Origin of the sequence: Sphaerisporangium flaviroseum, from assembly GCF_039537005.1 — a bacterium.
Classification (GTDB): Bacteria; Actinomycetota; Actinomycetes; order Streptosporangiales; family Streptosporangiaceae; genus Sphaerisporangium; species Sphaerisporangium flaviroseum.
Genome location: NZ_BAAAZR010000010.1, coordinates 155,325 through 179,311, shown reverse-complemented (window position 1 = coordinate 179,311; position 23,987 = coordinate 155,325). Strand labels below are relative to the sequence as shown.

The window sequence follows — 23,987 nt, the reverse complement described above, 5'->3', positions numbered from 1 at the left end:
ATTTCGCACCCCTCCAGTTCTTCTCCACCGCCTCACGGCGGACTCTCAGCGCGCATCGTCGTCCGGCGCCTGAGCGGCCATGGCGGCTTCTGCCTCGGCCATGGTCGGGTAGCTGGGGATGATCTGGTGCAGGCCGGTGCGGTGCAGCATCCGCTGAGGCATGCCGTGCACGCCGGTGAGAGCCAGCCAGCCGCCCGCCTCGTGCGCATGCTTGTAGACGCCGACCAGCGCGCCCAGACCAGAGGAGTCGCAGAAGGACAGCTCGGTCAGGTCCAGGATCACCCGGGGGCGGTACGGCTCGGCGAAGACCGGCCGAAGCTCCTCGCTCAGCCGCGCGGCCGTGCCCATGGCCAGCTGACCTCTCAGCCCCAGGACCACGCCCGACGGGGACGAACGAACCGTTATCTCCAGCTGTCGCCGGTCAGGCTCTGGGCTGCTCACGGAATTCATGGTGCTCACCTCCAGTCGGCGAGTCACTCCTTCCCGGTCAGCCCCAAAAATGCGCAGTTCATGCTTCGTATCAAGCGAACTTCGCCGATCGATCGGCCGCTCCATGCCCCGGCAGGCGGTGACCTCACCCGGCAAGCTTCTTCCTTCGACTCTGGTAAGCAGTTGCATGAAGTCGTGGACGACGCTAACATACAACTGAAGTTAGAGGTTTTCCTCGGCACCCATTCAGCGAGGAGGTTCCGGAGATGCTGTTGACGTCGATCGATCCCTTCGTCCAGGAGGTCGAGCGCCAGTTCGACCGGCTGAGCCGCGGCGCCTTCACCTGGGGAGAGGGAAGTGGCAACGGAGTGATGCCGCTCGACGGCATCCGCCGCAAGGACGACGTGGTCCTGCGCTTCGACCTACCCGGCATCGACCCCGATTCGATCGAGGTCACCGTCGACCGAGGCGTGCTGTCGGTCAGCGCCCGCCGCGAAGAGGAGCTCGCGGAGGACGACCGGCTGTTCGTACGCGAGCGCGTCATGGGCACCTTCACCCGCCGCGTCTACCTCTCCGAGCATCTCGACAGCGAGCACGTCGACGCCGGCTACCACAACGGGGTGCTCCAGATCCGCATCCCGGTGATGGAGAGGGCCAAGCCGCGCAAGGTCGAGATCCAGCGCGGCGGCGACACCAAGGCGATCCGTGCATGACCTGAGCACAAGTGACGAGCCGGCGCCCCGTCAGGCGGCGCCGGCCCGCTTCCCGTGGAGGCGAAAATGGCCCGGCTTCCGATCGACGACCACAACGCACCGTTGTACTCCTTGGGCCAGGTCGCTGACATGCTCGAGGTCCAGCAGGCCTTTCTGCGCCGTCTCGACGAGTTCGAGGTCGTCCGCCCGCGCCGGTCGTCCGGTGGCCAGCGGCGCTACTCACGTGCCGACATCACCCGCGTGCAGTACGTCGCGGAGCTGTCCGACGAGGGCATGACGCTGATCGCCATCCGCCGGATCCTCGAGCTGGAGCAGGAGGTGAAGGCCCTGAAGAAGGAACTGGAGGCGACGCGCCGCCTCCTGCCTCCCGCGGACCACTGACCCGCCTTCCGCCTGCTCGTGCAGGCACCCCGGCGCTAGCCGAGGGCGTGGTCGAGGTTGAACGCGGCGCTGATCAGCGCGAGGTGGGTGAAGGCCTGCGGGAAGTTGCCGAGCTGCTCGCCGGTGTGCCCGATCTGTTCCGCGTACAGGCCGAGATGGTTGGCGTAGGTCAGCATCTTCTCGAAGGCCAGCCTGGCCTCGTCGACGCGCCCGGCGCGGGCGAGCGCCTCGACGTACCAGAACGAGCAGATCGAGAACGTGCCCTCGATGCCCTGCAGCCCGTCCGGGCTCACGCCGGGGTCGTAGCGGTACACCAGCGAGTCGGAGACCAGCTCGACGCCGAGCGCGTCGAGGGTGGACAGCCACTTCGGGTCGGTGGGCGAGACGAACTTGGCCAGCGGCATCATCAGCACGGAGGCGTCCAGGACCTCGTCGTCGAAGTGCTGGACGAAGGCCCGCAATCGAGGCGACCAGCCCCGCCGCATGATCTGCCGGTAGATCGCGTCGCGGGCGTCCCGCCAGCGCTGTATGTCGGCGGGGAGCCCGCGATGGATGGCCACGCGCATGGCCCGTTCGATCGCCACCCAGCACATCAGCCGGGAGTACACGAAGTTCTTGCGCCCGCCGCGCGTCTCCCAAATGCCTTCGTCGGGCTTGTCCCAGTTCAGACAGACCCAGTCCACCACGGTGCAGACCTCGTCCCAGCGGTCGCTGGAGATCGGCTGGCCCCATTTGTCGTAGAGGTAGATGGAGTCGATGAGCGCTCCGTAGATGTCCAGCTGGAGCTGGCCGACGGCCGCGTTCCCTACCCGGACCGGGCCCGATCCCCGATAGCCCTCCAGGTGGTCCAGCTCGTGCTCGGGCAGGTCGGTGGCTCCGTCGATGCCGTACATGATCTGCAGCGGTCCCGAGGGACCGTCGCCGCTGAGGGTGACGTTCTCGGACAGGAAGCCCATGAAGGCCTCCGCCTCCTCGGTGAATCCGAGCCTCAGCAGCGCGTAGACGCAGAACGCGGCGTCACGGACCCATACGTAGCGGTAGTCCCAGTTGCGCTCGCCGCCCACCTGCTCGGGGAGGCTGGTCGTGGGCGCGGCGACGATCCCTCCGGTCGGGGCGTAGGTGAGCAGCTTGAGCGTGAGCGCGGAACGGTGCACCACCTCCCGCCACCGGCCGCGGTAGCGGGAGGCGGACAGCCAGCGCCGCCAGTAGCCCACCGTGGCGACGAACTGCTCCTCGGCTTCGGCGATCGGGCACGACCGCGGAGACACGCCGTTGCCGACCCGGTCGAGGGCGAACACCGCGTGCTCGCCCTCGTGGAGCTTGAACTCCGAGCGCACGTCCTGCCCGTCGCCGTCCATCGGCACGCTGGCGGTCAGGGTCAGCGAGAGCGACGGCGACTCGAAGATCGCCCGGCCCTCTCGCATGGTCACGGTGTGCGGTTCCCGTGCGTAACCGAATCGTGGCGCCACGAGGGCCCGGAACGGCAACGTCCCGCGTACGCACACCACCCGCCGGATCAGCCGGTGCCGATCGATCTCGCGTGAGTCGCCCGCGATCGGCATGAAGTCCTGGATCTCGCCCACTCCGTCGGCGGCGAAGAACCGGGTGATCAGCACGTTGGTGTCGGGGAAGTAGAACTGCTTGGTCCTGGCCGGCACATCGGTGGCCAGCTGGAATGATCCGCCGCGGTCGGCGTCCAGGATGGAGGCGAACACGCTCGGGGCGTCGAAGCGAGGGCAGCAGTACCAGTCGATGGTGCCGTTGGTGCCCACAAGGGCGACGGTCCGCAGATCCCCGATCAGGCCGTGCTCCTCGATCGGCAGGTAACGGGTGCCGTCGGACGGGCCGCACCCTCCAGCCATCTCACCCTCCTTGCGAATCCCCTTCCTCGAGCTTTGCATTAAGGAGATATGTACGGGTCTGTCGTACGCCAAGCGGGCGGCAGGTTTCCGTCAGGAAGCTCAGATCGCCGGCCGTGGCCGGCGGACCAGGTCAGGCGGAGTTCACCGTGACCATCCACAGGTTCTGGTGGTAGGCCTGCGCCTGCTCCATGAACCGCTCGGTCCGCTCGCCGATGATGAGGCGCCGCCCGTTGGGGCTCAGTCTCAGCAGCGCGATCTCACCGGTCCCCACCCTGATACGGCCGGCGGGAACGTCCCGGTCGCGGGTCCACGCGAGGACCTCGCCGGTGTTCAGACCGGCGAGGAGCATGGAGGCGTCGTCGTTGATCGCGGTGTCCCCGATGTAGGAGCCGGGCGCGGGGGCCGCGGTCACGTCCCTGGTCGTCATGCCGCGCGCCCCGTCCCGGATCAGCACGTGGCCGTCGGCGGTGCCGAAACCGGCCCATCGTGCGGTCGCGCTCCACCGCAGCGGGTGAAAGCAGCCGCATCGGAAGCTCGATCGCGCCTTCCATCCCTGGACACTCCACGTCTCGGTCCTGAACGTGTCACTCGCGTACAACGTGGCGGTGTCCGGGGTGAAGGCGAGGCTCTCGTACTCACCGCGTTGCTCATGGCGCCCGGAAGGGGGCGCGGTCAGCGTGATCGCGCGGCGGCCTGTGCCGAGGTCGTAGACGGCGACGTCGAGCCGGCCCACGGCGAGCAGCCGCCCGTAGGCGTCCAGGGCGAGAGACCGGATCCCCGCCTCATCCGGGCCGGACACCTCGATCCGGTCGCGCACCTCCAGGCCGGGGCGGCTGAGGACGTAGACGGATCGGATTGTGGCGGCGGCCACGGTCAGCCCGTCGCGTGACGACGCGACCTGGACGATCGGGGAGGCCGCCACCTTACGGGCGTGAGCCGGCGCCGCCGCGCCGTTCGCGTCCCGCAGCTCGACCGTGCCCGTGGCCGTGCCGGCGACCACCTGGCCGTCGGCGGTGAAGGCGATCGCCGTGACCGCGGAGCCGTCGAGACCGCCCGGCAGCCGTACCGCCCGTGCGCCGATCAGGTCGGCCGCCGGCACTCCCCCAGCAGGGCTCCAGCCGGGCGCCAGCGCGACGAGCGCGCCCACCGCGATGCCGGCGAGAGGGATCAGCAGCCGGACGCGAATCATCTGGACACCTTCAAGAAGGGCGCGGCAGCGCCGAACCGGCGGGGACCTCACGCACGCGCGGCATGCTGCCGCCGGCCGGCTGGAGCTGCCAGGCGTCCTGGAAGTTCCACTCCCAATGCCGTTTCCCCAGGACCGCCGTCGTGGTGAAACCGTTGGGCGGCCCCAGCGCCAGCGTTCTCCGCTCCCCCTCGACGACGACGTCGACGACCGGCCGCCACCGGTAGGCGGCCTTCCGGCCCCGCACCGTGAGGGTGAACGCCTCGGTCTCCCCCTTCGCCAGGGTGAACGCGAACGGCGCTCCCGAATTCGACTCATCGCTCAGCTTGGGCGGGGAGGCGTCCAGGTCGACGGAGAACGCCCGGAAATGGAGATCTCCGGCAGTGGGGCAGGAGACCGGGATCCCCCGGCTCGGAGATCTCTTCTCCAGCACACGAATGGTGAGGCCTGTTATGGCGACCGCCTTATCCGACGTGCCCTGCGCGAATACGCGGATGACGGTGCGATCGCCGTCGACCCCGCCGTTCCGGACGGCCCAAGTATGGAAGTCGTCACAGCCCGGCCCGGGAGCGCCGGTCGTGCGGGCCGTCGCGGGAATGACCATGAACTGGCCCGCGCCGCCGACGCCGCTCATGCGGCCGGGTTCGGTCTCCAGCGAGAACGCGATGGCGTCCTCAGGCCGGACCTCGCCACCGAGCCGGGTCAGCAACGTGGTCGCCCCCCAGGAGACAGCGGTCGTCAACGCGGTCGTCACGACCAGGCCGGGGACCGTCAGCAGGCGCCTCACGAAGGACTTCTCCGGTGGCGAACCGTGATCGTCGAGCGTAGAGGTCACCGGCTCACCCTTCAAGACGATCGTTCTCCGCGGAAGACGTGCAGGATGCCAATGGCCACCGTTCCGGATTCGGCCACTCACCGGCGACGCTTCGGTGATCAGGACGAAACGGCACGCCTGAATCGCCTGTGGCATCGATGAGTAACGATGAACCACAAAGAAAGTGCGGGTTCTCCGAGCGGTTCACATCGTACATTGACCGACCTTTCCGGTCGCCGCACCCGCGTCAGGGGCGCTTGCGGGCCCGGAGCACGGCGTCGTGGATGGTGATCTCCCGGCCCTCGGGGTCGTTGACGGCACGTGGCCGGGTGTCGGCGACCAGGACGTCCCACTGTGCGGGGTCGAGGGAGTCCCCGACCTGCTCCGCGGTGAATAACATGTCCGACATCGACGGGCGGGACATCGTCGTGTGGCGGTCGGAGGGGTGGTGGCCGACGATGAGCAGGGTCCCGCCGGGGGCGACGGCGGTGGCCAGCCGGGCGAACAGCGCCTGGCGCGGGGCCTCCGCCAGGTGCATGAACTGGGCGGAGACCAGGTCGAAGTGCCGTTCCGGGGGTGCCCAGGTGGTCAGGTCGGCGTGCACCCAGTGGATGCGCCCGGCCACGTCGGCGCCGAGGGAGCCGGCGTGTTCCGCGCCCCGCCGCAGGGCGGTGGTGGAGAAGTCCACCGCCGTGACCTGCCAGCCCTGTGAGGCCAGCCAGAGGGCGTCGGCCCCTTCGCCGCTGCCGACGTCGAGCGCCGCGCCCGCGGCCAGATCGGAAGCCTCGGCCACGAGCTGGGGGTTGGGACGCCCGCTCCAGACCGCCGCGTTGGAGCGGTAGCGCTCCTCCCAGAAAACCTCGTCGAACAGGTCCATTCGTGCTCCTTACCAGCGTGGTGATGAGGTGAGTGGCGGTCTTACAGGCCGTGGCGGCGGCCGCTGAGCACCCGCTCGGAGTTCTCCCGCTCGGCCCGAGCGGAAAACGGCTCGTGGAGAACTGTCCATCCTGAGTGCCGGATTTGACAAGCGGCGTTGCCGAGGTGGCAAATTGTGGGCGTGACCGACAACGCTCCTGCCTTCGACGATGTCCTCCAGGCCGTGGGCCCGCGGCTGCGGGCCCTGCGCCGGCAGAGCGGAGCCACGCTGGCCCAGCTCTCCAAGAACACCGGGATCTCGGTCAGCACCCTGTCCCGCCTGGAGTCCGGTCAGCGCCGGCCCACCCTGGAACTCCTGCTCCCGCTGGCCCGGGCCCACCAGGTCCCGCTGGACGAGCTCGTCGACGCGCCCGCGACCGGCGACCCGCGCATCCACCCCCGCCCGATCAGCCGTAACGGCGCGACGTTCGTCCCCCTGACCCGCCGGCCCGGCGGGCTCCAGGCCTACAAGCTGATCCTCCCGGCGCACTGGCCGGCATGCGAGCCGGAACGGAAGGTCCACGAGGGCTACGAGTGGCTCTACGTCATGTCCGGGCGGCTGCGCCTCCTGCTCGGCGAGCATGACCTGATCCTCACGGCGGGAGAGGTGGCGGAGTTCGACACCAATGTCCCGCACTGGTTCGGCAACCCCGCCCCCCAGCCGGCGGAGGTCCTCAGCCTCTTCGGGCCCCAAGGTGAGCGCCTGCACGTTCGCGCTCGCCCGTCCGGCAGGTGAGCCGCGGAACGTGATCTCCGGCAGGTGAGCCGCGGAACGTGATGGAACGGATCGTCACGCCTCCTCCTGGGGCCAACGGGTATCAGGGCATGGAGCTGGATGTTGACCGAGACGATTTCGACGTCGCAGGGTGGTGGCGTGCCGCGAGGCCTGGATCGCGGCACGGCGGAGCACGGCGGCCGACATCCCCGGCGACCGCGCCTCCCCGCGTTCTCGGCCGCGGCCGCGCTCTGGCGGCTGAAGTCCTATCTCCGGCCCTACGTGATCCATCTGATCGTCATCTGGCTGGCCGCGTTGCTCGGCACCGGCGCCGCCATCGTGATCCCCCTGATCGGCAAGGAGGTCGTCGACGGGCCGGTCGCCCGGCATGACCTGGCCGCGCTGATCCCGCTGGGCCTGCTCGCGCTCGCGCTCGGCGTGGCGGAGGCCTTCCTGCTCTTCTTGCGCCGCTGGACGCAGACCGTCTCCGTCCTCGGGCTGGAGACCGCGATCCGTGACGACATGTACCGGCACCTGCAGCGCCTGCCGCTGCGCTTCCACGACGAATGGCAGTCGGGACAGTTGCTGTCGCGGACCACCACCGATCTGTCGACGATCCGCAGGTTCTTCGGCTTCGGCCTGCTCTCCCTGGTCACCAGCGTTCTGCAGGTGGTGGTCGTGACGGCCGTGCTGCTCGGCACGTACTGGCCGCTGGGGCTGCTGGTCACCGTCTCGATCGTGCCGATCATCTGGCTGTCGCTGCGGTTCGAGCGTCGTCACCTGGTCGCCTCCCGCCGGGTCCAGGACCAGCAGGGCGACCTGGCCACGCTGGTGGAGGAGTCGGCGATCGGCATCCGGACGATCAAGGCGTTCGGCCGCCGCGCGCACGTCTACGCGGGCTACGACGAGATGGCCAGGAAGGTGCACGGCAGCTCGATGGCGAAGGTGCGGCTGTCGGCGCGGTTCTCCATGCTCCTGGAGATGATCCCCAACCTCACGCTCGCGCTGGTACTGCTGCTCGGCGCGTCGGCCGTGGGCACGGGCGTGCTGACGCTGGGCACGCTGGTGGCCTTGACCACGCTGGCGCTCCAGCTTGTCTGGCCGGTCGCGTCCCTGGGGTACCTCCTCGCGATGGTCCAGGAGGCGATGACCTCGGCCGATCGGGTGATGGAGGTGCTGGACACCCCGCCTTCGATCGTGAGCGGCACGACCGTGCTGGAACGGCCGCGGGGACACCTGCGGTTCGAGGGTGTCGAGGTCCGCTTCCCCGGAGCCGCCGAGCCGGTGCTGCGGGACCTGTGGCTCGACGTGCGACCGGGCGAGACCGTCGCCGTCGTGGGCGCCACGGGCTCGGGCAAGACGACGCTGACCGCGCTGGCGCCCCGGCTGCGCGACGTCACCGGCGGCCGGGTCACGATAGACGGCCAGGACGTGCGCGACCTCACGCTGCCCTCGCTCCGCGCGGTGGTGGCGACCGCCTTCGAGGACGCGACGCTGTTCTCGATGAGCGTCCGGGAGAACGTCACCCTGGGGCACCCCGGCGCGGGCGAGGAGGAGGTCCGCGCGGCTCTGGAGGCCGCGCAGGCCACCTTCGCCTACGACCTGCCCTGGGGGCTGGACACCCGCATCGGCGAGCAGGGCATGTCCCTTTCCGGAGGGCAGCGTCAGCGCCTCGCGCTGGCTCGCGCGATGCTGGGCGGGCCGAAGATCCTCGTGCTCGACGACACGCTCTCGGCGCTGGACGTGGACACCGAGGCCCTGGTGGAGCAGGCACTGCGGCGCGTGCTGGCCGGCACCACCGGCATCGTGGTGGCGCACCGTGCCTCCACCGTCCTGCTGGCGGACAAGGTGGCGCTGCTGCGCGACGGCACGATCACCCATGTCGGCACCCACCGGGAACTGCTCGCCGAGGTGCCCGAGTACCGCGAGCTGCTGTCCATGGACATCGACGACCTCGACCGGGTGCCGCGGTGACCGAGGCGAAGGCCTGGCGGGGCGTCGCCGCGGAGTACCGGGATGCCCCGGCGGAGAAGGTGTCGTCCCTGCTGAGGGCACGCTCGCGGCGGCTGCTCGCCGACCTGCTGCGGCCGCACCGCCGGGGCATCGCCACGCTGGTCGCGGTCATCATCGTCTCCAACGGCGCCGGGCTCGTCATCCCCTACCTGGTGAAGGCCGGCATCGACAGCGGCATCCCGCCCATCCTGCGCCACGAGGGGACGGGAACGCTGCTGAGCGTGGTGGGCGCGATCATCGCGGCCGTGCTGGTGCAGGCTTACACCCGGCAGGCGTTCCTGCGCCTGTCCGGCAGGATCGGCCAGGACATCCTGCTCGACCTGCGCCGCAGGGTCTTCGGCCACTTCCAGCGGCTGTCGCTCTCCTTCCACCAGGACTACACCTCCGGGCGGGTCATCTCCCGGCTCACCTCCGATGTCGAGGCCATCTCCGAACTGCTGCAGGCCGGCCTGGACGGCATCGTCAACGCGGTGCTGACCGTGTTCGGCACGGCCGTGCTGCTGCTGATACTGGACGTGCGGCTCGGCCTGGTGGCGCTGGTGCCGCTGCCGTTCCTGTGGCTGCTCACCCGGTGGTTCCGGCGCGAGTCGACCCTGGCCTACCGCAGGACCCGCGAGACCGTGGCGTTGATGATCGTTCACTTCGTGGAGTCGATGACCGGGATCCGCGCGGTCCAGGCCTTCCGCAGGCAGGAGCGCAACCAGGAGATCTTCGCCGGGCTCAACGCCGACTACCGCGACGCCAACGCGCGCAGCTTCCAGCTCGTCGCGATCTTCATGCCGGGCATCAAGCTGATCGGCAACGTCACGATCGCGGTGGTGCTGCTCTACGGCGGCCTGCTGGCCACGCGTGACCTGGTCACCGTCGGGGTGCTGGCCGCCTTCCTGCTCTACCTTCGCCGGTTCTACGAGCCGATGCAGGAGATCAGCCAGTTCTACAACACCCTGCAGTCGGCGGGGGCGGCGCTGGAGAAGCTATCGGGCGTCCTGGACGAGGTCCCCGACGTGGCCGAGCCGGCCCAGCCGATCACGCCGGCCGCGGCACGCGGGCGACTGCGGTTCGACGCCGTGGAGTTCTCCTACGCCGAGGGGGTGCCGGTCCTGCCCCGCCTGGATCTCACGATCCCCGCGGGCCAGACCGTGGCGTTGGTCGGCGCGTCGGGTGCCGGCAAGACGACCCTGGCCAAGCTCATCGCCCGCTTCCACGACCCGTGTGCCGGGCGGGTCCTGCTGGACGGCGTGGACCTGCGCGACCTCGGCGAGGACGCGCTGCGCCGCGCGGTCGTCATGGTCACCCAGGAGAACTTCCTGTTCGGCGGCACGGTCGCGGACAACATCCGGTTCGGCCGGCCAGGCGCGCCGATGGAGCAGGTCGTGGCCGCGGCGACGGCCGTCGGCGCGCACGCGTTCATCTCCGCGCTGCCCGACGGCTACGACACCCGGGTCGGACAGCGCGGCGGCCGCATGTCGGCCGGCCGGCGCCAGCTTCTGGCCTTCGCCAGGGCGTTCCTCGCCGATCCCGCCGTACTGATCCTGGACGAGGCCACCTCCAGCCTGGACGTGCCCGGCGAACGGCTCGTCCAACGGGCGCTGCGCACGATCCTGGCCGACCGGACCACCGTGATCATCGCGCACCGCCTGTCCACGGTGGAGATCGCCGAACGGGTACTGGTCGTGCAGGACGGCCGGCTCGTGGAAGACGGCACACCCGAGGAGCTCATCGCCCAGGCCGGCCGTTTCGCCGGTCTGCACCGGGCCTGGCTGGACAGCCTCGCCTGAGCCCGCTCGGTTGCGTGGAACGCGATGGAACCCGGCGTCACGCCCTGAGTGGTGAGGCGCGTACCGGCCCGGTGCGCGCCGGTCGCCACCGGGGCGCGGGGTGTACCCAGTTCAAGCGAGGAGATTGAGTGTCCAAGTCCATTTCCAGCCCGTTCGCCGTGTTCGTCCTTGGCTCGCCACGCTCGGGGACGACGCTCATGGGGGCCTTGATCGGGTCATGTTCCAATGTCGCCGATCTCGGGGAGTACGGGGGGTTCTATCTGAGTCACGCGGTCGCGCACGAAGAGCTCGGCACGATGCCGACCCCCTATCTCGCGGACTATCTGTCATCCCTCCGCGAGCACTCGGAGGTCTTCGCGCAGTCCGTCGCCCTGGCGGGGAACGCGTCGTGCTACGTCGATTCCACGCCGTGGAACCTGCTGGTCGCTCACGAGCTGGCCAGGCAACTCCCCGACGCCGTTTTCGTGCTGATGCTGCGGCACTACGGCGGTGTCGTCCAGAGCCTCGCGCGTTCCGATGTCTCCAAGCACTCCTGGGCCGGCCGGAACTGGCGGGAACGGGCGGCGGTGTGGCGCAACGTCTACCAGCATGCCCTCGACCTTCCGATGGATCGCACGATCCCCGTCGGCTACGAGGCGTTGTGCCGTGAACCGGCCGGCACGATCGGCACGCTGAAGAACGCCCTGCGGGCCCGGGGCGTCATGGCGGACACGATGGATCTGGGGATGCTGGCGATCAGCCATGCCACCGACCCCCGCCACGCGCGGCCCGTGATCGGGCGCCGGAGCGGTGACGGCGCCGTCGCCGTGCGCCCCATCCGGACGTGGGATCCCAGCGGGTGGTCCCGTTCGATCCGGCAGGAGGTCGAGGAGGAGGTCGCCGACGTCGACGCGATGCTCAGGAGCCGTTTCCCATCCGCCTATTGGACGCCATCAGGGGGCGAGGCATCGTTTTTCAGGAGTCGTGAAGGGGCCTTACACGGCAGCCGGTGAAGCCGGGAGCGCGGCAGTGTCCGGGCCGTGTCCCGAGCATGATGGGAGCACGGCCGGACCGCCGCCTGGCACCGTGACCGGCCTGTGGGCGGGAGTGGCGACGATGCGCCGATGGACGGGTCGCGTACGGCACTTTCCCGTCCGCCTGGCACGCTCTATCGTGAGGCCCTTCACACCCGTTTCACGAGCCGACGAAGAGGTGGGCCGTGCGCCCCCGTTCCCTGGATCCGGGAGAGCCTGAGCAGATAGGCGACTACCGGCTGAGCGGCGTGCTCGGTGAGGGAGGCCAGGGCGTGGTCTACCTCGGCCAGGCGGCCTCGGGCGTCCACGTCGCGATCAAGGTGTTGCACGCCAGGGCCGCGGTGGACGCGAAAAGCCGCCAGCGGTTCATGCGCGAGGCGGACACCGCCCGGCGGGTCGCCCCCTTCTGCACGGCCCGGGTGCTGGACGTGGGGACCTTCGATGGGCGCCCCTATGTCGTCAGCGAGCGCATCCCCGGCGTCTCCCTGGCCGAGGCGGTGGCGACCGACGGTCCCCGAACCGGCAGCGGGTTGCAACGCCTGGCGGTCGCCACGCTGACGGCTCTGGCGGCGATCCACCGCGCGGGGGTCGTGCACCGCGACTTCAAGCCCAGCAACGTGATCCTCGGTCCCGAGGGCCCGGTGGTCATCGACTTCGGCATCGCCCGCGCTCTCGACCACGCCACCACCGGGACCGGGCTGGTGGGGACCCCCGCCTACATCGCCCCCGAGCAGTTCGCCGGGCAACCCCCCGGCACCGCGTCCGACATGTTCAGCTGGGCCTGCACGATGGTGTTCGCCGCCACCGGGCGCCTGGCCTTCCCCGCCGAGACGCTCCCCGCGCTGCTGCACGCGATCTCGACGGCCGATCCCGACCTGTCCGGCGTGCCCGATGAGCTGCGCCCGCCGCTGGCGGCCTGCCTGGACAAGGATCCCGGCGCGCGGCCCACCGCCGCCGGCCTGCTGCGCCACCTCACCGGGCACGACGCGCCGGACACCGGCCGCCCGGCCGAAACCTGGGCGGACACCAGTCCCGTCGCGGACGTCTCGCCGCCGGTGACCGCCCGACCGGCCCTCGACACGGTGGGAGAGACGCGATCCGACGCCGTGCCGCCCACCGTCCCCGTCGAGCAGGACATCGTTCGTGGCGGCGTGCCGGGTCCGGTTCGCCGGAACAGGTCCGTATCACGGCGGTGGATCCTCGGACTGGGCACCGGCCTGGCCGGGCTCGCCGCCACCGTGATCCTCGTGCTGCAGTTCACCTCGCGCGAGTCCCCGCCCGTGGACGGGACGCCGCTGTACAGCGACGACTTCAGCGAACAGGGCAACTGGGACGGCTACACGTTCAACCCCGACAGCCAAGGAGACGATCGCGTCACCCGCGGGTACGAGATCGATCGAGGTGTCTACTCCATCCACGCCGACGCCGCCGACCCGAGCGGTCCGGCCCTGTCGCCGGTGCCGGCCAAGGAACCAAGCTCGCCGTCGGCGGTCGAGCGCAACGTGCTGATCGGGGCGACGGCCGAGGTACGGGAAGGCTCGACGGGGCCGGGCTCCTTCGGTCTGTTGTGCCGCTGGGACGAGAACACCCCCAACGGGTATGTCTTCCTGCTCGGCCTTGACGGTGTCGCCCGGGTCGTCAGGAACGCCCAGGGCACCCGTCTCGACGTTGGACCTCGCGCACAGGTCGATCCGGCAAGCGCCGGGCGGAAGGTGCGCCTCCAGGCCGCGTGCCGTCAGGTCGGCGCCCGGACCCGCCTCACGCTGTGGATCGACGGAACCCAGACGATCGACGTCACCGACGACCGGACGCTGCCCGACAGCCCGCAGAGCCAGGTCGGTCTGATCGCCCAGGTGCCGGACGCGGGAAGCGGTGACATCACCGTGTCCTTCGACGATTTCACCGTCCACCGCACCGGCTGACCCACCGGGCCGGCCGCCACGGTTCTCTCATGGACCGGCGGACCGCATACGGCTGCCGACACGCGGCTCCAACGGGACCGAAGCGGTGGCCGGTCTCATTTGGGCGGGCCGAAGGCCTCGTGGAGTTGCCGGCGGTTGCTGATCGCGAGTTTGCGGTAGGCGCGTGCCAGATGGGTCTCCACGGTCTTGGTGGTGACGAACAGGGCTTGGGCGATCTGGTTGTTGCTGTGCCCGTGGAGGGCGAGGAGGGCCACCCGGCGTTCGGCCGGGGTGAGGGCGTCGATCCCCGCGACGGCGGTCCGGCGCGGCCGCAGGCCGGCGGCGCGCAATTCGGCGCGGGCGCGTTCGGCGAGCAGGCGCGCGTGCATGCGGTCGGCGAGGGCGAGGCCCTGCCGGAGCGGTTGCCCGCACTCGCGGGCCCGCCCGGCGCGCCAGAGCGCGGTGCCCAGGTCGACCAGGGCGCGGGCGTGTTCGAGCGCCGCCGGAGTCTGCCGCAGCGTGGCGACCGCCTCACTCAGGAGGGTGATGTCGGGGCGCGGGCGGGCGACCCGGCCGGCGACGCGTAGCGCGGCGCCGACGCCCTGCGGCACGCCGACGGCGCGGGCACGCTCAAGGCCCTGGGCCGCGAGCTCTTGAGCGTTCCGGTGGTCACCGAGGTGGTGTGCGGCCAGGGCCGCCGTCGCCCGCCAGGGAAGCACGCCGGGGTGGTCGATCTCGTAGACCTCATCGAGCCGGCGGCCCGCGGCGCGGGCGGTGTCGAGCGCCGTCGCCGGCTCGCCCCGCAGCAGCGCGAGGCGAGCGCGGCAGTCGAGCACCAGCGCCGCGTCCATGCCTTCGGACGAGCGGTGGGAGCCCATGTGAAGTGCTTCCTCGGCGGCGGCGTAGTCGCCCTGTTCGAGGTGCACCAGGGCGAGCAGGAAACCGATCCAGCCGCCCGCCGCGGTCCAGCCCTCGTCGTAGGGCACCCGGGCCGCCTCCAGATCGGCCAGCGCCGCGGTGAGGGCTCCCTGGTGGTACCGGGACAGCGCGCGGTGGAAGCCGGCGTAACCGTAGGCGAGCACGTCTCCGCGCTGACGGGCGGCGGACAGCGCGGCGTCGGCGGCCTTCTCGGCGGCGACCAGTTCGCCGGCGATGACGAGGGCGTGGACGACGACGCCCATCAGCGCGCCGTGGCCGACCGAGCCGACGAGCGGGTCGCCCGCGAGCGCGCCGGAGGCCATACGGCATATCTCCGGCGCCGGGTCCCCGGCCAGGGCCAGCTGCAGGGTGACGTGCGCCAGCAGGCCCGGCCTGCTCGGCGGGCGGCCGAGGCGGACCTCCTGGAGCACCGGTGCCAGCAGCCCGGCGCCGTGGCGCCGAAGCGGAGGATGGAACGTCGCGATCATCAAGTAGTCGGCGAGGATGTCCTGCCACATCGGGTCGCCCGGCTGGAACAGGTCCAGTGCCGCGTCGTGGGCCGCGGCGGCGCCGGAGAAGTCCCCGCGCCCGTGGCGTATCCAGGCGAGCAAGGTCATCGCCTCGGCCCTGACCTGGAGCGGAGCCTCGCCGAGCAGGGCGAGCGCTTCGGTGATCGAGGCGTGGGCGGTCATGTCGCCCGCGGTCATCTGGGCTCGGGCCAGCTCGACCAGGAGTTCGCCGAGCCACTGCGTGGGCGGCGCGTCCAGCACGGCGCGGCGGAGCAGCCGGGCCGCGGCGGCCGGGTCGCCGCGGCGCAGCGCCCGGTCGGCCGCCTCGCGCAGCACGCGGGCGACGCCGGGATCGCCCTCAGGCTGGGTGGCCAGCAGGTGACCGGCCACCTTCTCGACACTCTCGCCGTCCTCGACGAGCAGATCGGCGGCCCTCCGGTGCGCGCGGGCCCGGGCGAAGGCGGGGAGGTCGGCGTGCACGGCCGCGGCGATGAGCGGATGGACGAACGCCAGCGGGTTGCCGGGCTGCAGCAGGTGGGCCCCTGCCAGTGTGTCGGCCGCCCGCTCGGCCGACGGGAGGTCCAGTTCCGCGTGGACGGCGGCGCGGCGCAGCGGGGTGCCGTCGCCGAGGATGGCGGCGGAGGCGGCCAGCCGGCCGGCCTCGGCGGGCAGCCTGGCCAGTCGCGCCAGCACAGAGCGGAGCACCGTGCCGGGCACCATGCTCGCGATGGTTCCGGCCGCCGGGGTGCGCCCGTCGGCCTGCAGCGATCGCAGCAGCTCGCCGACGAAGAACGGGTTGCCACCGCTCGCGTGCGCGACGGCGGCGGCGAGCTCCGCCTCGGCGGACGGGAACACGCGGGTCACCAGCCGGTCGACCGCCCCGGCGGTGAGCGGCGCGGGGGCGAGCAGGCGGTTGGGCGGATGGGCCGTCAGCCGGCGCAGCGCCGAAACATCGGACCCGCCATCACCGTCGCGCACGGCGACCACCAGGGCGACGGGCAGCGTGGCGACCCGGTCGGCCAGCATGGCCAGGAAACGCAGGGACGCCTCGTCGGCCCACTGCGCGTCGTCCACGGTGACCAGCATGGGGCGGGCCGGCACGCCGGTCCGGTCCCATCCGGTCAGGTTGGCCGCCAGCCAGCACATCCCCCGCAGCATGGTGTCCGTGCTCGGATTCGCCGGGGAGCCGGCCTCGGGGAGGACCCCGGGGAAGAGCCGGGCGACCGGCGCGGCCGGGCCGCTCGCCAGCCGGGCCCGCTCACCCGGGTCCGCAGCGGTCACCGGCGGCGAGAGGAGCTCCAGCGCCACGCCCAGCGCGATCTCGCGCTCCAGCTCCCGGCCACGTCCCGCCAGCACCCGCAGTCCGGCCGCCTGACCGCGGTCCCCGGCGGCGGCGAGCAGCCTCGTCTTCCCAGCACCCGGTGGCCCTTGCACCACCACCAGGGAGCCGTCGCCGGAGCGGGCGGCGTTTACGGCCTCCCCTAGCGCGGCCAGCTCCTTGTCACGTTCCAGCAGGGACCCCTCAGTTACCCGCTTCGTCACGCCCTCACCGTATGCCGACCAGCCGGTACCGGTCATGGGTTCCGTATCCGTCAGGGGCGTAAATATCGCTAAATATCAGGGTAGCTACCCTGACGCTAGGTGCCCCGCCGCCGCAGCAGACTGCGCTGGTGAGCGACTCTGGGCACCGCACCCGGCTGACCGTGGACGTCGATCTGGCCGCGACCCCCATCGAAGGCGTACTGCGCCACGAGCACGGGGCCGACAAGCCGTTCGCCGGCTGGGTGGCGCTGATCCGCGCGCTCGAACTCGCCCTGGACGACGAGCGGCTCCGCCCCGCGCCCCCTCCGTCCGGCTGACCGGCCGGTCCACCCGCACGAGCCCTTCTGGAGGTTCGCCATGCCCATCGACCATGCCTTCCCCCTGCGTGTCGACTGCCATTCCCGCCTGTCCGAGGACGTCTTACCGATCACACCGCTGAGCGTCGACCCTGCGGCGCACAACCACACGTCCATCGTGCTGGACCCCCACGGCGAGCCGCTGCTCCTCGCCATCACGCCGGGTGCGGGGGTCGCGGAAGTACGGTCGCCCACGCCTTCCGCGCCCGGCTACTCCCTGCGTCCTCTTCCGGACGGGGCACGCGCCCGGGAGGTCGTGTCCCTGGTGGACGCCGACGGCCTGGTCAACGCGTTCTACGTCACCGGCTCCGCCGTGCTGCACTGCGTCCGTGACGGCCACGGCGAGTGGGGCGAGCCCACCGAGCTGCCCCCGAGCACCGGGCTGAGCGTCGCGGAGGTGCCGCTGGCCGGGACGTTCACGGTCAGCGGGATCGACGCCCGCGGCGACCTGGCCCTCTACACGGCGGACGGCGGGAAGTGGGCGGCGGGCTCGGTCGACGTGGGCGGCGCGCTGCTCGGCGGGGAGGCCCGGCTGGCGTACACGAGCCCGGACGCGTGGGTGCTCTTCGGCGCGGCCGGGGGCGTGCTGCGCATCTGGCCGGGCGCCGAGGACAGGGTGGCGGCGGACCCGGAGGTGGTCAAGGTGGCGGCGCCGGTGGCGCGGCTGGTGGCCACCTACCCGCACGCGAACTCCACCATGGTGGTGTTCACCGACGAAGAGCACAACCTGTACTCCTCGGCCGGGTTCGGCGACACGCCGGTCCGGGTCCCGCTGGGCGAGCTCGTCCAGGGCTCGGCCGTGGTCGACGGCGACGGGATGGTCCGGTGCTACGGGTGCGCTCCGGACGGCCGGCTCTGGCAACTACGGCAGACCGCCTGGGCCGAGGACGACACCCCTGTCTGGGCCCCGATCTTCCCGCTGGACACCGACGCGCTCCAGGTGCGTACCCCTGCCACCGGCTCCGGCGCCCTCGTCGTGACCCGGGCGGACGGCACCGTCGACCTGCTCAGCCGCCCTTCCGGCGGCCGGTGGACCCGGGTGGCGGTGCACAGCGAGGCAGAGGCGGCACCGACGCCGGTCTCCCGGTACCGGACGCGGGTGACGGTCACCGACGCGAACGGGCTGCCCTGCCGCGATCGTACGGTCGAGCTGACCCCCTCGCGCTTGGTCGGCCTGAGGAGCCGCGGGAGCACGGTGATCGCCAGGCCGGGCATGCTCACGACGTTCACGACCGACGAGACCGGCGGTGTGGAGTTCAGCCAGCCCGCCACCGGCTTCGACGCGATCACGTTCACGGCGCGGGTCGACGGCGCCGCCGAGGCCCTGCCGATCACCCCGCACGGTTACCTCTACGACACGCTCGCCGGCAGGGCGCCGTTGTTCAACGGCACGACGACGATCCCGCCGATGAGCGGGGACATGCTGCGCGCCGCGCGGGTGAAGGACGGCCCGCTCGCCCCCGGTCTCGGGCCCGACCTCGCCAAGGTGGTCGCGAGCGCGGTCATTCAGGTGGCCCGCCTCGGCCCCGGGGGCGCCAAGCCGGGCGGCGGTTTCGAGATGGACCTGCGTGACCCGGAAGCCCCCCGGTTCATCCACCATGACACCGCTGACGCCGTCGCGGGGCGGCTGGCCGAGCTGCGCCGGGCGGCCGGCCATGTGGTACTCACGGCGCGGGGTCCGGTGGCGCTCGCGACGCCGGGCTTCGCGCCACCGGAGGCCCTGGCGGCCGGGATCCTCGCGAAGGGCCTCGGGGACTGGCTGGTGGACGTCTGGCAGGCGCTCGAATCGGGCGCCGCCAAGCTCGTCAACTTCATCGTCCATCCGGACGGGCAGACCGCGTCCGCCCTCGTGGAGTCCGCCAAGGGGGTCTGGACGGCGGTGGAGGGCCTCGCGCTGGTGGGCCTGGCGGAGATCGGCTCGCTGGTGCAGGGCGTGCTCAACGCGATCGAGGTCGACTTCGACAAGGCGCTGGACCTGTTCCGGGACGCCCTGCACTGGAACTCGATCTGGCGCACCATGGAGGTGTTCTACGGCCTGGTCACCAACGGCCTCTCCGACCTCTCCGGATGGATCGAGAAGTCCGCCGTGGTGACGACGGGGCGCTTCTTCGCCGACCTGAAGTCCGAGCTCGGCACCGGGATGGACGCCGCCGTGGCCGTACTGGGAAACACCACCATCGGCGAACTCGCCGACGGCAGGGCACGACTGCTGCCCAGCCGTGACCGGGGCCGGCCGGCCGGGCTCGCGGCCGCCCTGCCGGGTGACCCCTCCCAGCTCAACTACGCGCTCTCGACCCTCCTGGACAACCTGCCGGGCCATGCCCTTCCGGCGATCCCGCCGCTTCCCGACGGCCTGCTCGGCAGGCTGGGCAAGGCCGTGGAGGACACGGGCCTGCTGCGGGACGGCGCTCGGGCGATGACGGACTTCGGAAAGCTGTTCACCTCGATCGTCCACGACCCGTCCAAGGTGGGGGACATCCGCGTCGCGGACCTGCTGGCGGCACTGCGCGACGCGATCGACCTGGCCATCGACTCCTGCGACGTGCTGGCCATGGCCCTGCTGGAGTCGGCGCGGGAGGTGGTGGGGGGCATCCGCGATTTCCTCACCGCGCCGATCACCGCGAACTCCGTGCTCACCTGGTTCTGGGACAACGTGGCGCGGCCCAGAGGCAGCCGGGAGGAGATGTCGCTGGGCAGGCTCCTGTGCCTGGCGCTCGCCGCCCCGGTCACGATCGCGTGCCTGGCGGAAAGGGGCCGGGGCCCGTTCGACCCGGAGAAGAGCCGGGAATCCCTCGGCAAGGCGGTGACGACGGCTCGGCTGGAGGTGAGCCAGGCGAGCCTGGACACGGCCGAGTACTACACCTGCCTGGCGCTGATCGGCGTCGACATGATCAACGACACGATCAACATGGGGGAGGCGGCGGCGAAGGGCGGCGCCTCCGGCAGCGGGATTCCGGTGTACGTCAACTGGTTCGACATCGTGACCACCGTCGTCGTCCAGGCCCTGGCCCGCCCGCAGACGGACTGGAACTGGCCGGCCATGAGCAGGGGCACCAAGATCACCAATGCGACGTGGATCGGCTACTGGGTCCCCGTAGCCGTCGACGGGCTCTTCACCCTGTTCGGCAAGTACATCCCCCAGTCCTTCACGGTGAACGCGGTGGTGGACACCATCCTCGGCCGCCTGCTCATCGCGGCCGGGGTGACCGGCGCGGTCTTCCAGTTCCAGGACCACGAGGCCGGCGCGACGTGGTTGCAGATCTTCGAGGCCGCCACCGGGCCGCTCCCCTGGGTGGGACAACCCCTCCTGGTGCCCGAGGTCGTCGAGGTGACGGCCGGCGTCTCGTCCGCCGCGCAGATATTCGTGCTGGACCCGTTGGGCGACTTCGACTGGGAAGGACCGGTCAAGGCATGACCACAAGACCGGCGAGCCCGGACGAGATCGTCCGGCGACTGCAGGGCAAGGGCGTGACCCAGGGCTGGGACGTGGTGTACGCCCTCTCCGCGCACAAGATCAACGAGCTGTTCCAGCGCCGGTTCGTGCTGGACCTGCTGAACGGGGACCACCTCCCGCCGGTGACGGGCACCGTGCCCGTCATCGGGGACTACGCGGTCGAGTTCGGCGACGTCGTCCTCGGCCATCCGCTGATCACCTTCGATCCGGAGCGGGACCCGCAGGCGGCGCGGCTCACGATCCCGGTCATCTCCGGGATCGCCCGCACGACCGTCACCTCGGCCGGAGCGACCACGGTCGTCGACGCCCAGTGGATCACGGCGGCGCATGGATACACGATCACGGGCACCGTTCCGCTGGGAAAGGTGAAGGGAGAGGTCGAGCACCAGACCCACATCGGCCTGAGGTTCGAGGACGGGAAGGACTTCTTCGCCGGCCTCGGCACCACGGACGCGGCGGGCACCCTTCTCGGCACGTACTTCGGCGGCCTCCTCGCCGGGTACCGGCGGTACTCGCTGGGCACGCTGGACTACACGCCGAACCCCACCGGCCTGACCCCCGCCGGCGAGTTCGAGATGGCGACCCAGCGTGACCTGACCGACCCCGGCGACGCCGGCCGTCTGCTGCTGTTCATCCCCACGACCTACAACCAGAAGGGCGGCACGCAGACCACGCTACCGATGGCCAACCTGGTCCCCGCCGGGATGGACGCGACGCTGCTGGTGTCCAGCAAGGTGATGTTCGGCGGGATCGTGCGCGACCTGGTGGCCGGCGTCCTCGGGGAAGACCTCGTGGCGGCCCGCGGTGACGCGTCCGACGCCTGGTCGACCTCGATCATCGGCGGGAGCGTCAGCATGCCGGTCGCGTACACCTCGGAGTACGGGGCCGTGCAGGCGGGCTGGTGCGGGAAGCCGGAGGAGGTCTACCTCACCCTGAAAGACATCACTCTGGGCTCCACCTCCGGGTGGCTCACCGCCAAGTGGTCACACCAGTGGACGCAGCCGTGGAGCGTCGAGGCCGGCGTCCCGCCTCTGCCCCCGATCTGCGACCAGGGCCAGGTCACCATGACGATCTCGCTGAACACCGTCTACCGGCCCGCGGTCGACCCGGTCACCGCCACCATCTCCTTCACCGCGGACACGGGCATCGACGTGACGTTCCCGCAACCCGAGGCCTCCGCCTTTCCCAAGATCGACATCTTCAAGGAAGAGGAGGCGAGGGAGGTGACCTGCCGCCTCATCGCCGAGGAGGTCACCGCCAGGTTGGGCGGCCTGCTCGACTTCACCGTCCAGGACATCGGAGCGTTCGCGGTGACCAACCTGCTGTTCCCCGGGCAGCAGACCTCCCGATTGCAGGTCGCGCGGGTGCCCGGCGACCTGGTCGCCTTCGGCACGCTGCAAGCGCCCGACCTCGCCGTGGCCCCTCCCCTGTCCAGCCTGACGACCGCCGAGACGCTGAGGCTCACCGCCGGCCGGCCGGTCACCTGGTCGGTCCCGCGCGGTGGCGGCCACATCGACGCGGACGGCCTCTACACGCCGCCCACCTCGGTCTCGCGGTCCACGGTGGTCGTCATCACCGCCACCGCACAGGATCCCATCGTCGTCGGCGACGCCGTCAGGGAGCCCAGGAGGACCGACCAGCGGGCGTACGCGGCGGTGGTGATCACCCCCGCCCAGATCCAGGTCACCCCGATCATCTCCGTGGTCGAGGCGCGGGACCAGGCCAAGAGGTTCACCGCGCGGCTGCCCGGGTCCACCGAGAAGGCCACCTGGTCGATCTCCCCCGCCGTCGGCTCGGTGAACGACGCCGGGGACTACACCCCGCCGGCCAGGATCGGCGAGCCCACGGCCGTGACGATCACCGCGCGGGTGGGAGAGCGGACCGGCAGCGCGCGGATCGTCGTCTTCCCCGCCTCGCCCGCCGCCGTGCAGGTCACACCGTACGCGCCCGCACCGCTCGGCCCGGGCGCGAGGCAGGCCTTCACCGCGGCCCTCGGCGGCGACCCGGTGCGGGCCGGCTGGAGCCTGCTTCCGGATGTGGGAGCGATCGACCGCGACGGGGTCTACACCGCCCCCGAGCGGGTGACGGCCCCGCAGGCGGTCCTTGTGGTGGCCCGCCACCCTGACACACCGGTCCTCGGCGGCACCGCCGTCGTGCTCCTCACCCCCGACGGCGACGACGCGGCCGCCGTCATGCGGCCCCGCTCCGACGGGCTCCCGACCGAACGAACGGACGGCATCTCATGACTCCTTCTCCTCCTCCGCTGCTTCCCCTGACCCTGGCCCACCAGCCGATCGGTTCCATCGAGGAGCTGGCCGCCCACCTCCAGACGGCGCTGACCATCGAGCTCTCCACGATCCCGCCCTACCTGTGCGCCCTGTACTCGATCACCGACCCCGCCTCGGAGGCGTCCCGCCTGATCCGGGGCGTGGTGATCGAGGAGATGCTGCACATGATGCAGGTCGCCAACCTGATGAACGCGATCGGCGTGGTGCCCTCGCTGGACCGGGAGCACGTGCCCACCTACCCGTCGTACCTGCTGGGCCACGCGGCGGGCGGCCCGTTCGTCCAGCTCCAGCCGCTGTCGCCCGTGCTCGCGCGCACGGTGTTCATGCGGATCGAACAGCCCGAGCCGAGCCCCGACGCGCCCGCCGAGGGCGAGCCGTACGACACCATCGGCCAGTTCTACAAGGCCATCGAGCTGGGCTTCGACGCGTGCGTGAAGAAGTACGGCGCGAAGCGGGTGTTCGGGCGCGACACCGGGTTCCAGCGTGACGACACCTACTTCGGCGCGGGCGGCGGCCGGCTGCTGCTCGTGCACGACCTCGACGGCGCGAAGGCCGCCATCGAGGAGATCGTCCAGCAGGGCGAGGGCGCCCAGATCCAGGCGCCGCCGGTGCCGTACGAGGAGCCGTACGGCGGCTACGACCACTACGGCGACCGGCCGGACGGCACGTACGGCCCGATCATCGGCACTCCCTGGGAGCTGTCCCACTACCGCAGGTTCCAGCGGATCGCCGATGGGGAGGTGGGACTGCCGCCGGTCTACCCGATGCAGGCGAACCCGTCCGGCGCCGGCCTCGACGGCGACACGCGCCGGTTATCCGACCTGTTCGACAACTGCTACACGCTGGTCCTCACGGCCATCGGGGAGGCCGTCGGCAAGCCGGCGCAGCCGAATCCGTTCTTCCAGACGGCGTTCCCGGTCATGCAGGCGGCCCTGCCCGCGCTGGCGACCCTGCTGATGCGGACCCCGCTCAACCCGGCCGCCGACCCCGGGCTGGGCCCGAACGCCGGGCCCGCGTTCGCCTACCGGCCCCGGCCCATCGAGGAGATCGTGGCCGAGGCCGCCGATCTGCTCGCCCGGCCGCCGGGTGGCCTTGGGGGCGACTACCGCCAGGCCTGGCGGCGGAACCTCGGCGCCGCCCACCGGGCGCTGGCCGGAGCCGCCACGGGCGGCCTCACCCTCAACGCGGCGCACGGATGAC

17 protein-coding genes are annotated in these 23,987 nt (G+C 71.3%); 11 read left to right on the top strand and 6 right to left on the bottom strand.

The window, feature by feature from the left end:
• Nucleotides 1-45 precede the first annotated feature (45 nt).
• Nucleotides 46-450: an STAS domain-containing protein gene (locus ABD810_RS21585; RefSeq protein WP_344943144.1), complete on the bottom strand. Its 405-nt coding sequence runs from the start codon at nt 448-450 to the stop codon at nt 46-48.
• A 245-nt stretch (nt 451-695) separates the two neighbouring features.
• On the opposite strand from ABD810_RS21585, the gene ABD810_RS21580 reads away from it, so the two are divergent.
• On the top strand, nt 696-1,142 hold the full coding sequence (locus tag ABD810_RS21580) for an Hsp20/alpha crystallin family protein (RefSeq protein ID WP_344943141.1): 447 nt from the start codon (nt 696-698) through the stop codon (nt 1,140-1,142).
• Between the two features lie 66 nt (nt 1,143-1,208).
• Nucleotides 1,209-1,523 carry a MerR family transcriptional regulator gene (locus tag ABD810_RS21575; protein ID WP_344943138.1) on the top strand — a complete coding sequence of 105 codons (315 nt, stop codon included), beginning with the start codon at nt 1,209-1,211 and terminating at the stop codon, nt 1,521-1,523.
• Between the two features lie 35 nt (nt 1,524-1,558).
• On the opposite strand, the gene ABD810_RS21570 is transcribed toward ABD810_RS21575, so the two are convergent.
• The 4 genes from ABD810_RS21570 to ABD810_RS21555 all read right to left on the bottom strand — a co-directional run bounded on the left by ABD810_RS21570 (nt 1,559) and on the right by ABD810_RS21555 (nt 6,262).
• Nucleotides 1,559-3,385, bottom strand: a complete 1,827-nt coding sequence (locus ABD810_RS21570) for a glycoside hydrolase family 15 protein (RefSeq protein WP_344943135.1) — start codon at nt 3,383-3,385, stop codon at nt 1,559-1,561.
• 130 nt (nt 3,386-3,515) lie between these two features.
• Nucleotides 3,516-4,574, bottom strand: coding sequence for a WD40 repeat domain-containing protein (locus tag ABD810_RS21565; RefSeq protein WP_344943132.1), 1,059 nt, complete (start codon nt 4,572-4,574; stop codon nt 3,516-3,518).
• Nucleotides 4,575-4,584: 10 nt separating this feature from the next.
• On the bottom strand, nt 4,585-5,358 hold the full coding sequence (locus ABD810_RS21560; protein WP_344943129.1) for a hypothetical protein: 774 nt from the start codon (nt 5,356-5,358) through the stop codon (nt 4,585-4,587).
• A 274-nt stretch (nt 5,359-5,632) separates the two neighbouring features.
• Nucleotides 5,633-6,262, bottom strand: a complete 630-nt coding sequence (locus tag ABD810_RS21555; protein ID WP_344943125.1) for a class I SAM-dependent methyltransferase — start codon at nt 6,260-6,262, stop codon at nt 5,633-5,635.
• Nucleotides 6,263-6,436: 174 nt separating this feature from the next.
• Between ABD810_RS21555 and ABD810_RS21550 the strand changes: the two genes are divergently transcribed.
• From ABD810_RS21550 to ABD810_RS21530, 5 genes are all read left to right on the top strand, one after another.
• Nucleotides 6,437-7,036 (top strand): helix-turn-helix domain-containing protein, encoded by a 600-nt coding sequence (locus ABD810_RS21550; RefSeq protein ID WP_344943122.1) that lies wholly within the window; start codon nt 6,437-6,439, stop codon nt 7,034-7,036.
• 138 nt (nt 7,037-7,174) lie between these two features.
• Nucleotides 7,175-8,989 carry an ABC transporter ATP-binding protein gene (locus tag ABD810_RS21545; RefSeq protein WP_344943119.1) on the top strand — a complete coding sequence of 605 codons (1,815 nt, stop codon included), beginning with the start codon at nt 7,175-7,177 and terminating at the stop codon, nt 8,987-8,989.
• The gene (locus ABD810_RS21540) at nt 8,986-10,806 is read left to right on the top strand and encodes an ABC transporter ATP-binding protein (RefSeq protein ID WP_344943116.1); all 1,821 of its coding nucleotides are present in this window, start codon (nt 8,986-8,988) and stop codon (nt 10,804-10,806) included. Before ABD810_RS21545 ends, ABD810_RS21540 begins: the two co-directional genes overlap by 4 nt.
• Nucleotides 10,807-10,934: 128 nt before the next feature.
• The gene (locus tag ABD810_RS21535; RefSeq protein WP_344943112.1) at nt 10,935-11,798 is read left to right on the top strand and encodes a sulfotransferase family protein; all 864 of its coding nucleotides are present in this window, start codon (nt 10,935-10,937) and stop codon (nt 11,796-11,798) included.
• Between the two features lie 206 nt (nt 11,799-12,004).
• Nucleotides 12,005-13,741, top strand: a complete 1,737-nt coding sequence (locus ABD810_RS21530; protein WP_344943109.1) for a serine/threonine-protein kinase — start codon at nt 12,005-12,007, stop codon at nt 13,739-13,741.
• A 95-nt stretch (nt 13,742-13,836) separates the two neighbouring features.
• Here the strand turns inward: ABD810_RS21530 and ABD810_RS21525 are convergent, their stop codons facing one another.
• Nucleotides 13,837-16,689 (bottom strand): ATP-binding protein, encoded by a 2,853-nt coding sequence (locus ABD810_RS21525; protein ID WP_344943106.1) that lies wholly within the window; start codon nt 16,687-16,689, stop codon nt 13,837-13,839.
• A gap of 128 nt (nt 16,690-16,817) precedes the next feature.
• On the opposite strand from ABD810_RS21525, the gene ABD810_RS21520 reads away from it, so the two are divergent.
• The 4 genes from ABD810_RS21520 to ABD810_RS21505 are packed head-to-tail and all read left to right on the top strand — an operon-like array spanning nt 16,818 to nt 23,986.
• Nucleotides 16,818-17,006 (top strand): hypothetical protein, encoded by a 189-nt coding sequence (locus ABD810_RS21520; RefSeq protein WP_344943103.1) that lies wholly within the window; start codon nt 16,818-16,820, stop codon nt 17,004-17,006.
• A gap of 40 nt (nt 17,007-17,046) precedes the next feature.
• Nucleotides 17,047-20,460, top strand: coding sequence for a hypothetical protein (locus ABD810_RS21515; RefSeq protein ID WP_344943100.1), 3,414 nt, complete (start codon nt 17,047-17,049; stop codon nt 20,458-20,460).
• On the top strand, nt 20,457-22,745 hold the full coding sequence (locus ABD810_RS21510; RefSeq protein WP_344943098.1) for a hypothetical protein: 2,289 nt from the start codon (nt 20,457-20,459) through the stop codon (nt 22,743-22,745). Before ABD810_RS21515 ends, ABD810_RS21510 begins: the two co-directional genes overlap by 4 nt.
• The gene (locus ABD810_RS21505; protein ID WP_344943095.1) at nt 22,742-23,986 is read left to right on the top strand and encodes a ferritin-like domain-containing protein; all 1,245 of its coding nucleotides are present in this window, start codon (nt 22,742-22,744) and stop codon (nt 23,984-23,986) included. The genes ABD810_RS21510 and ABD810_RS21505 overlap by 4 nt, the downstream gene beginning before the upstream one ends.
• Nucleotide 23,987 lies beyond the last annotated feature (1 nt).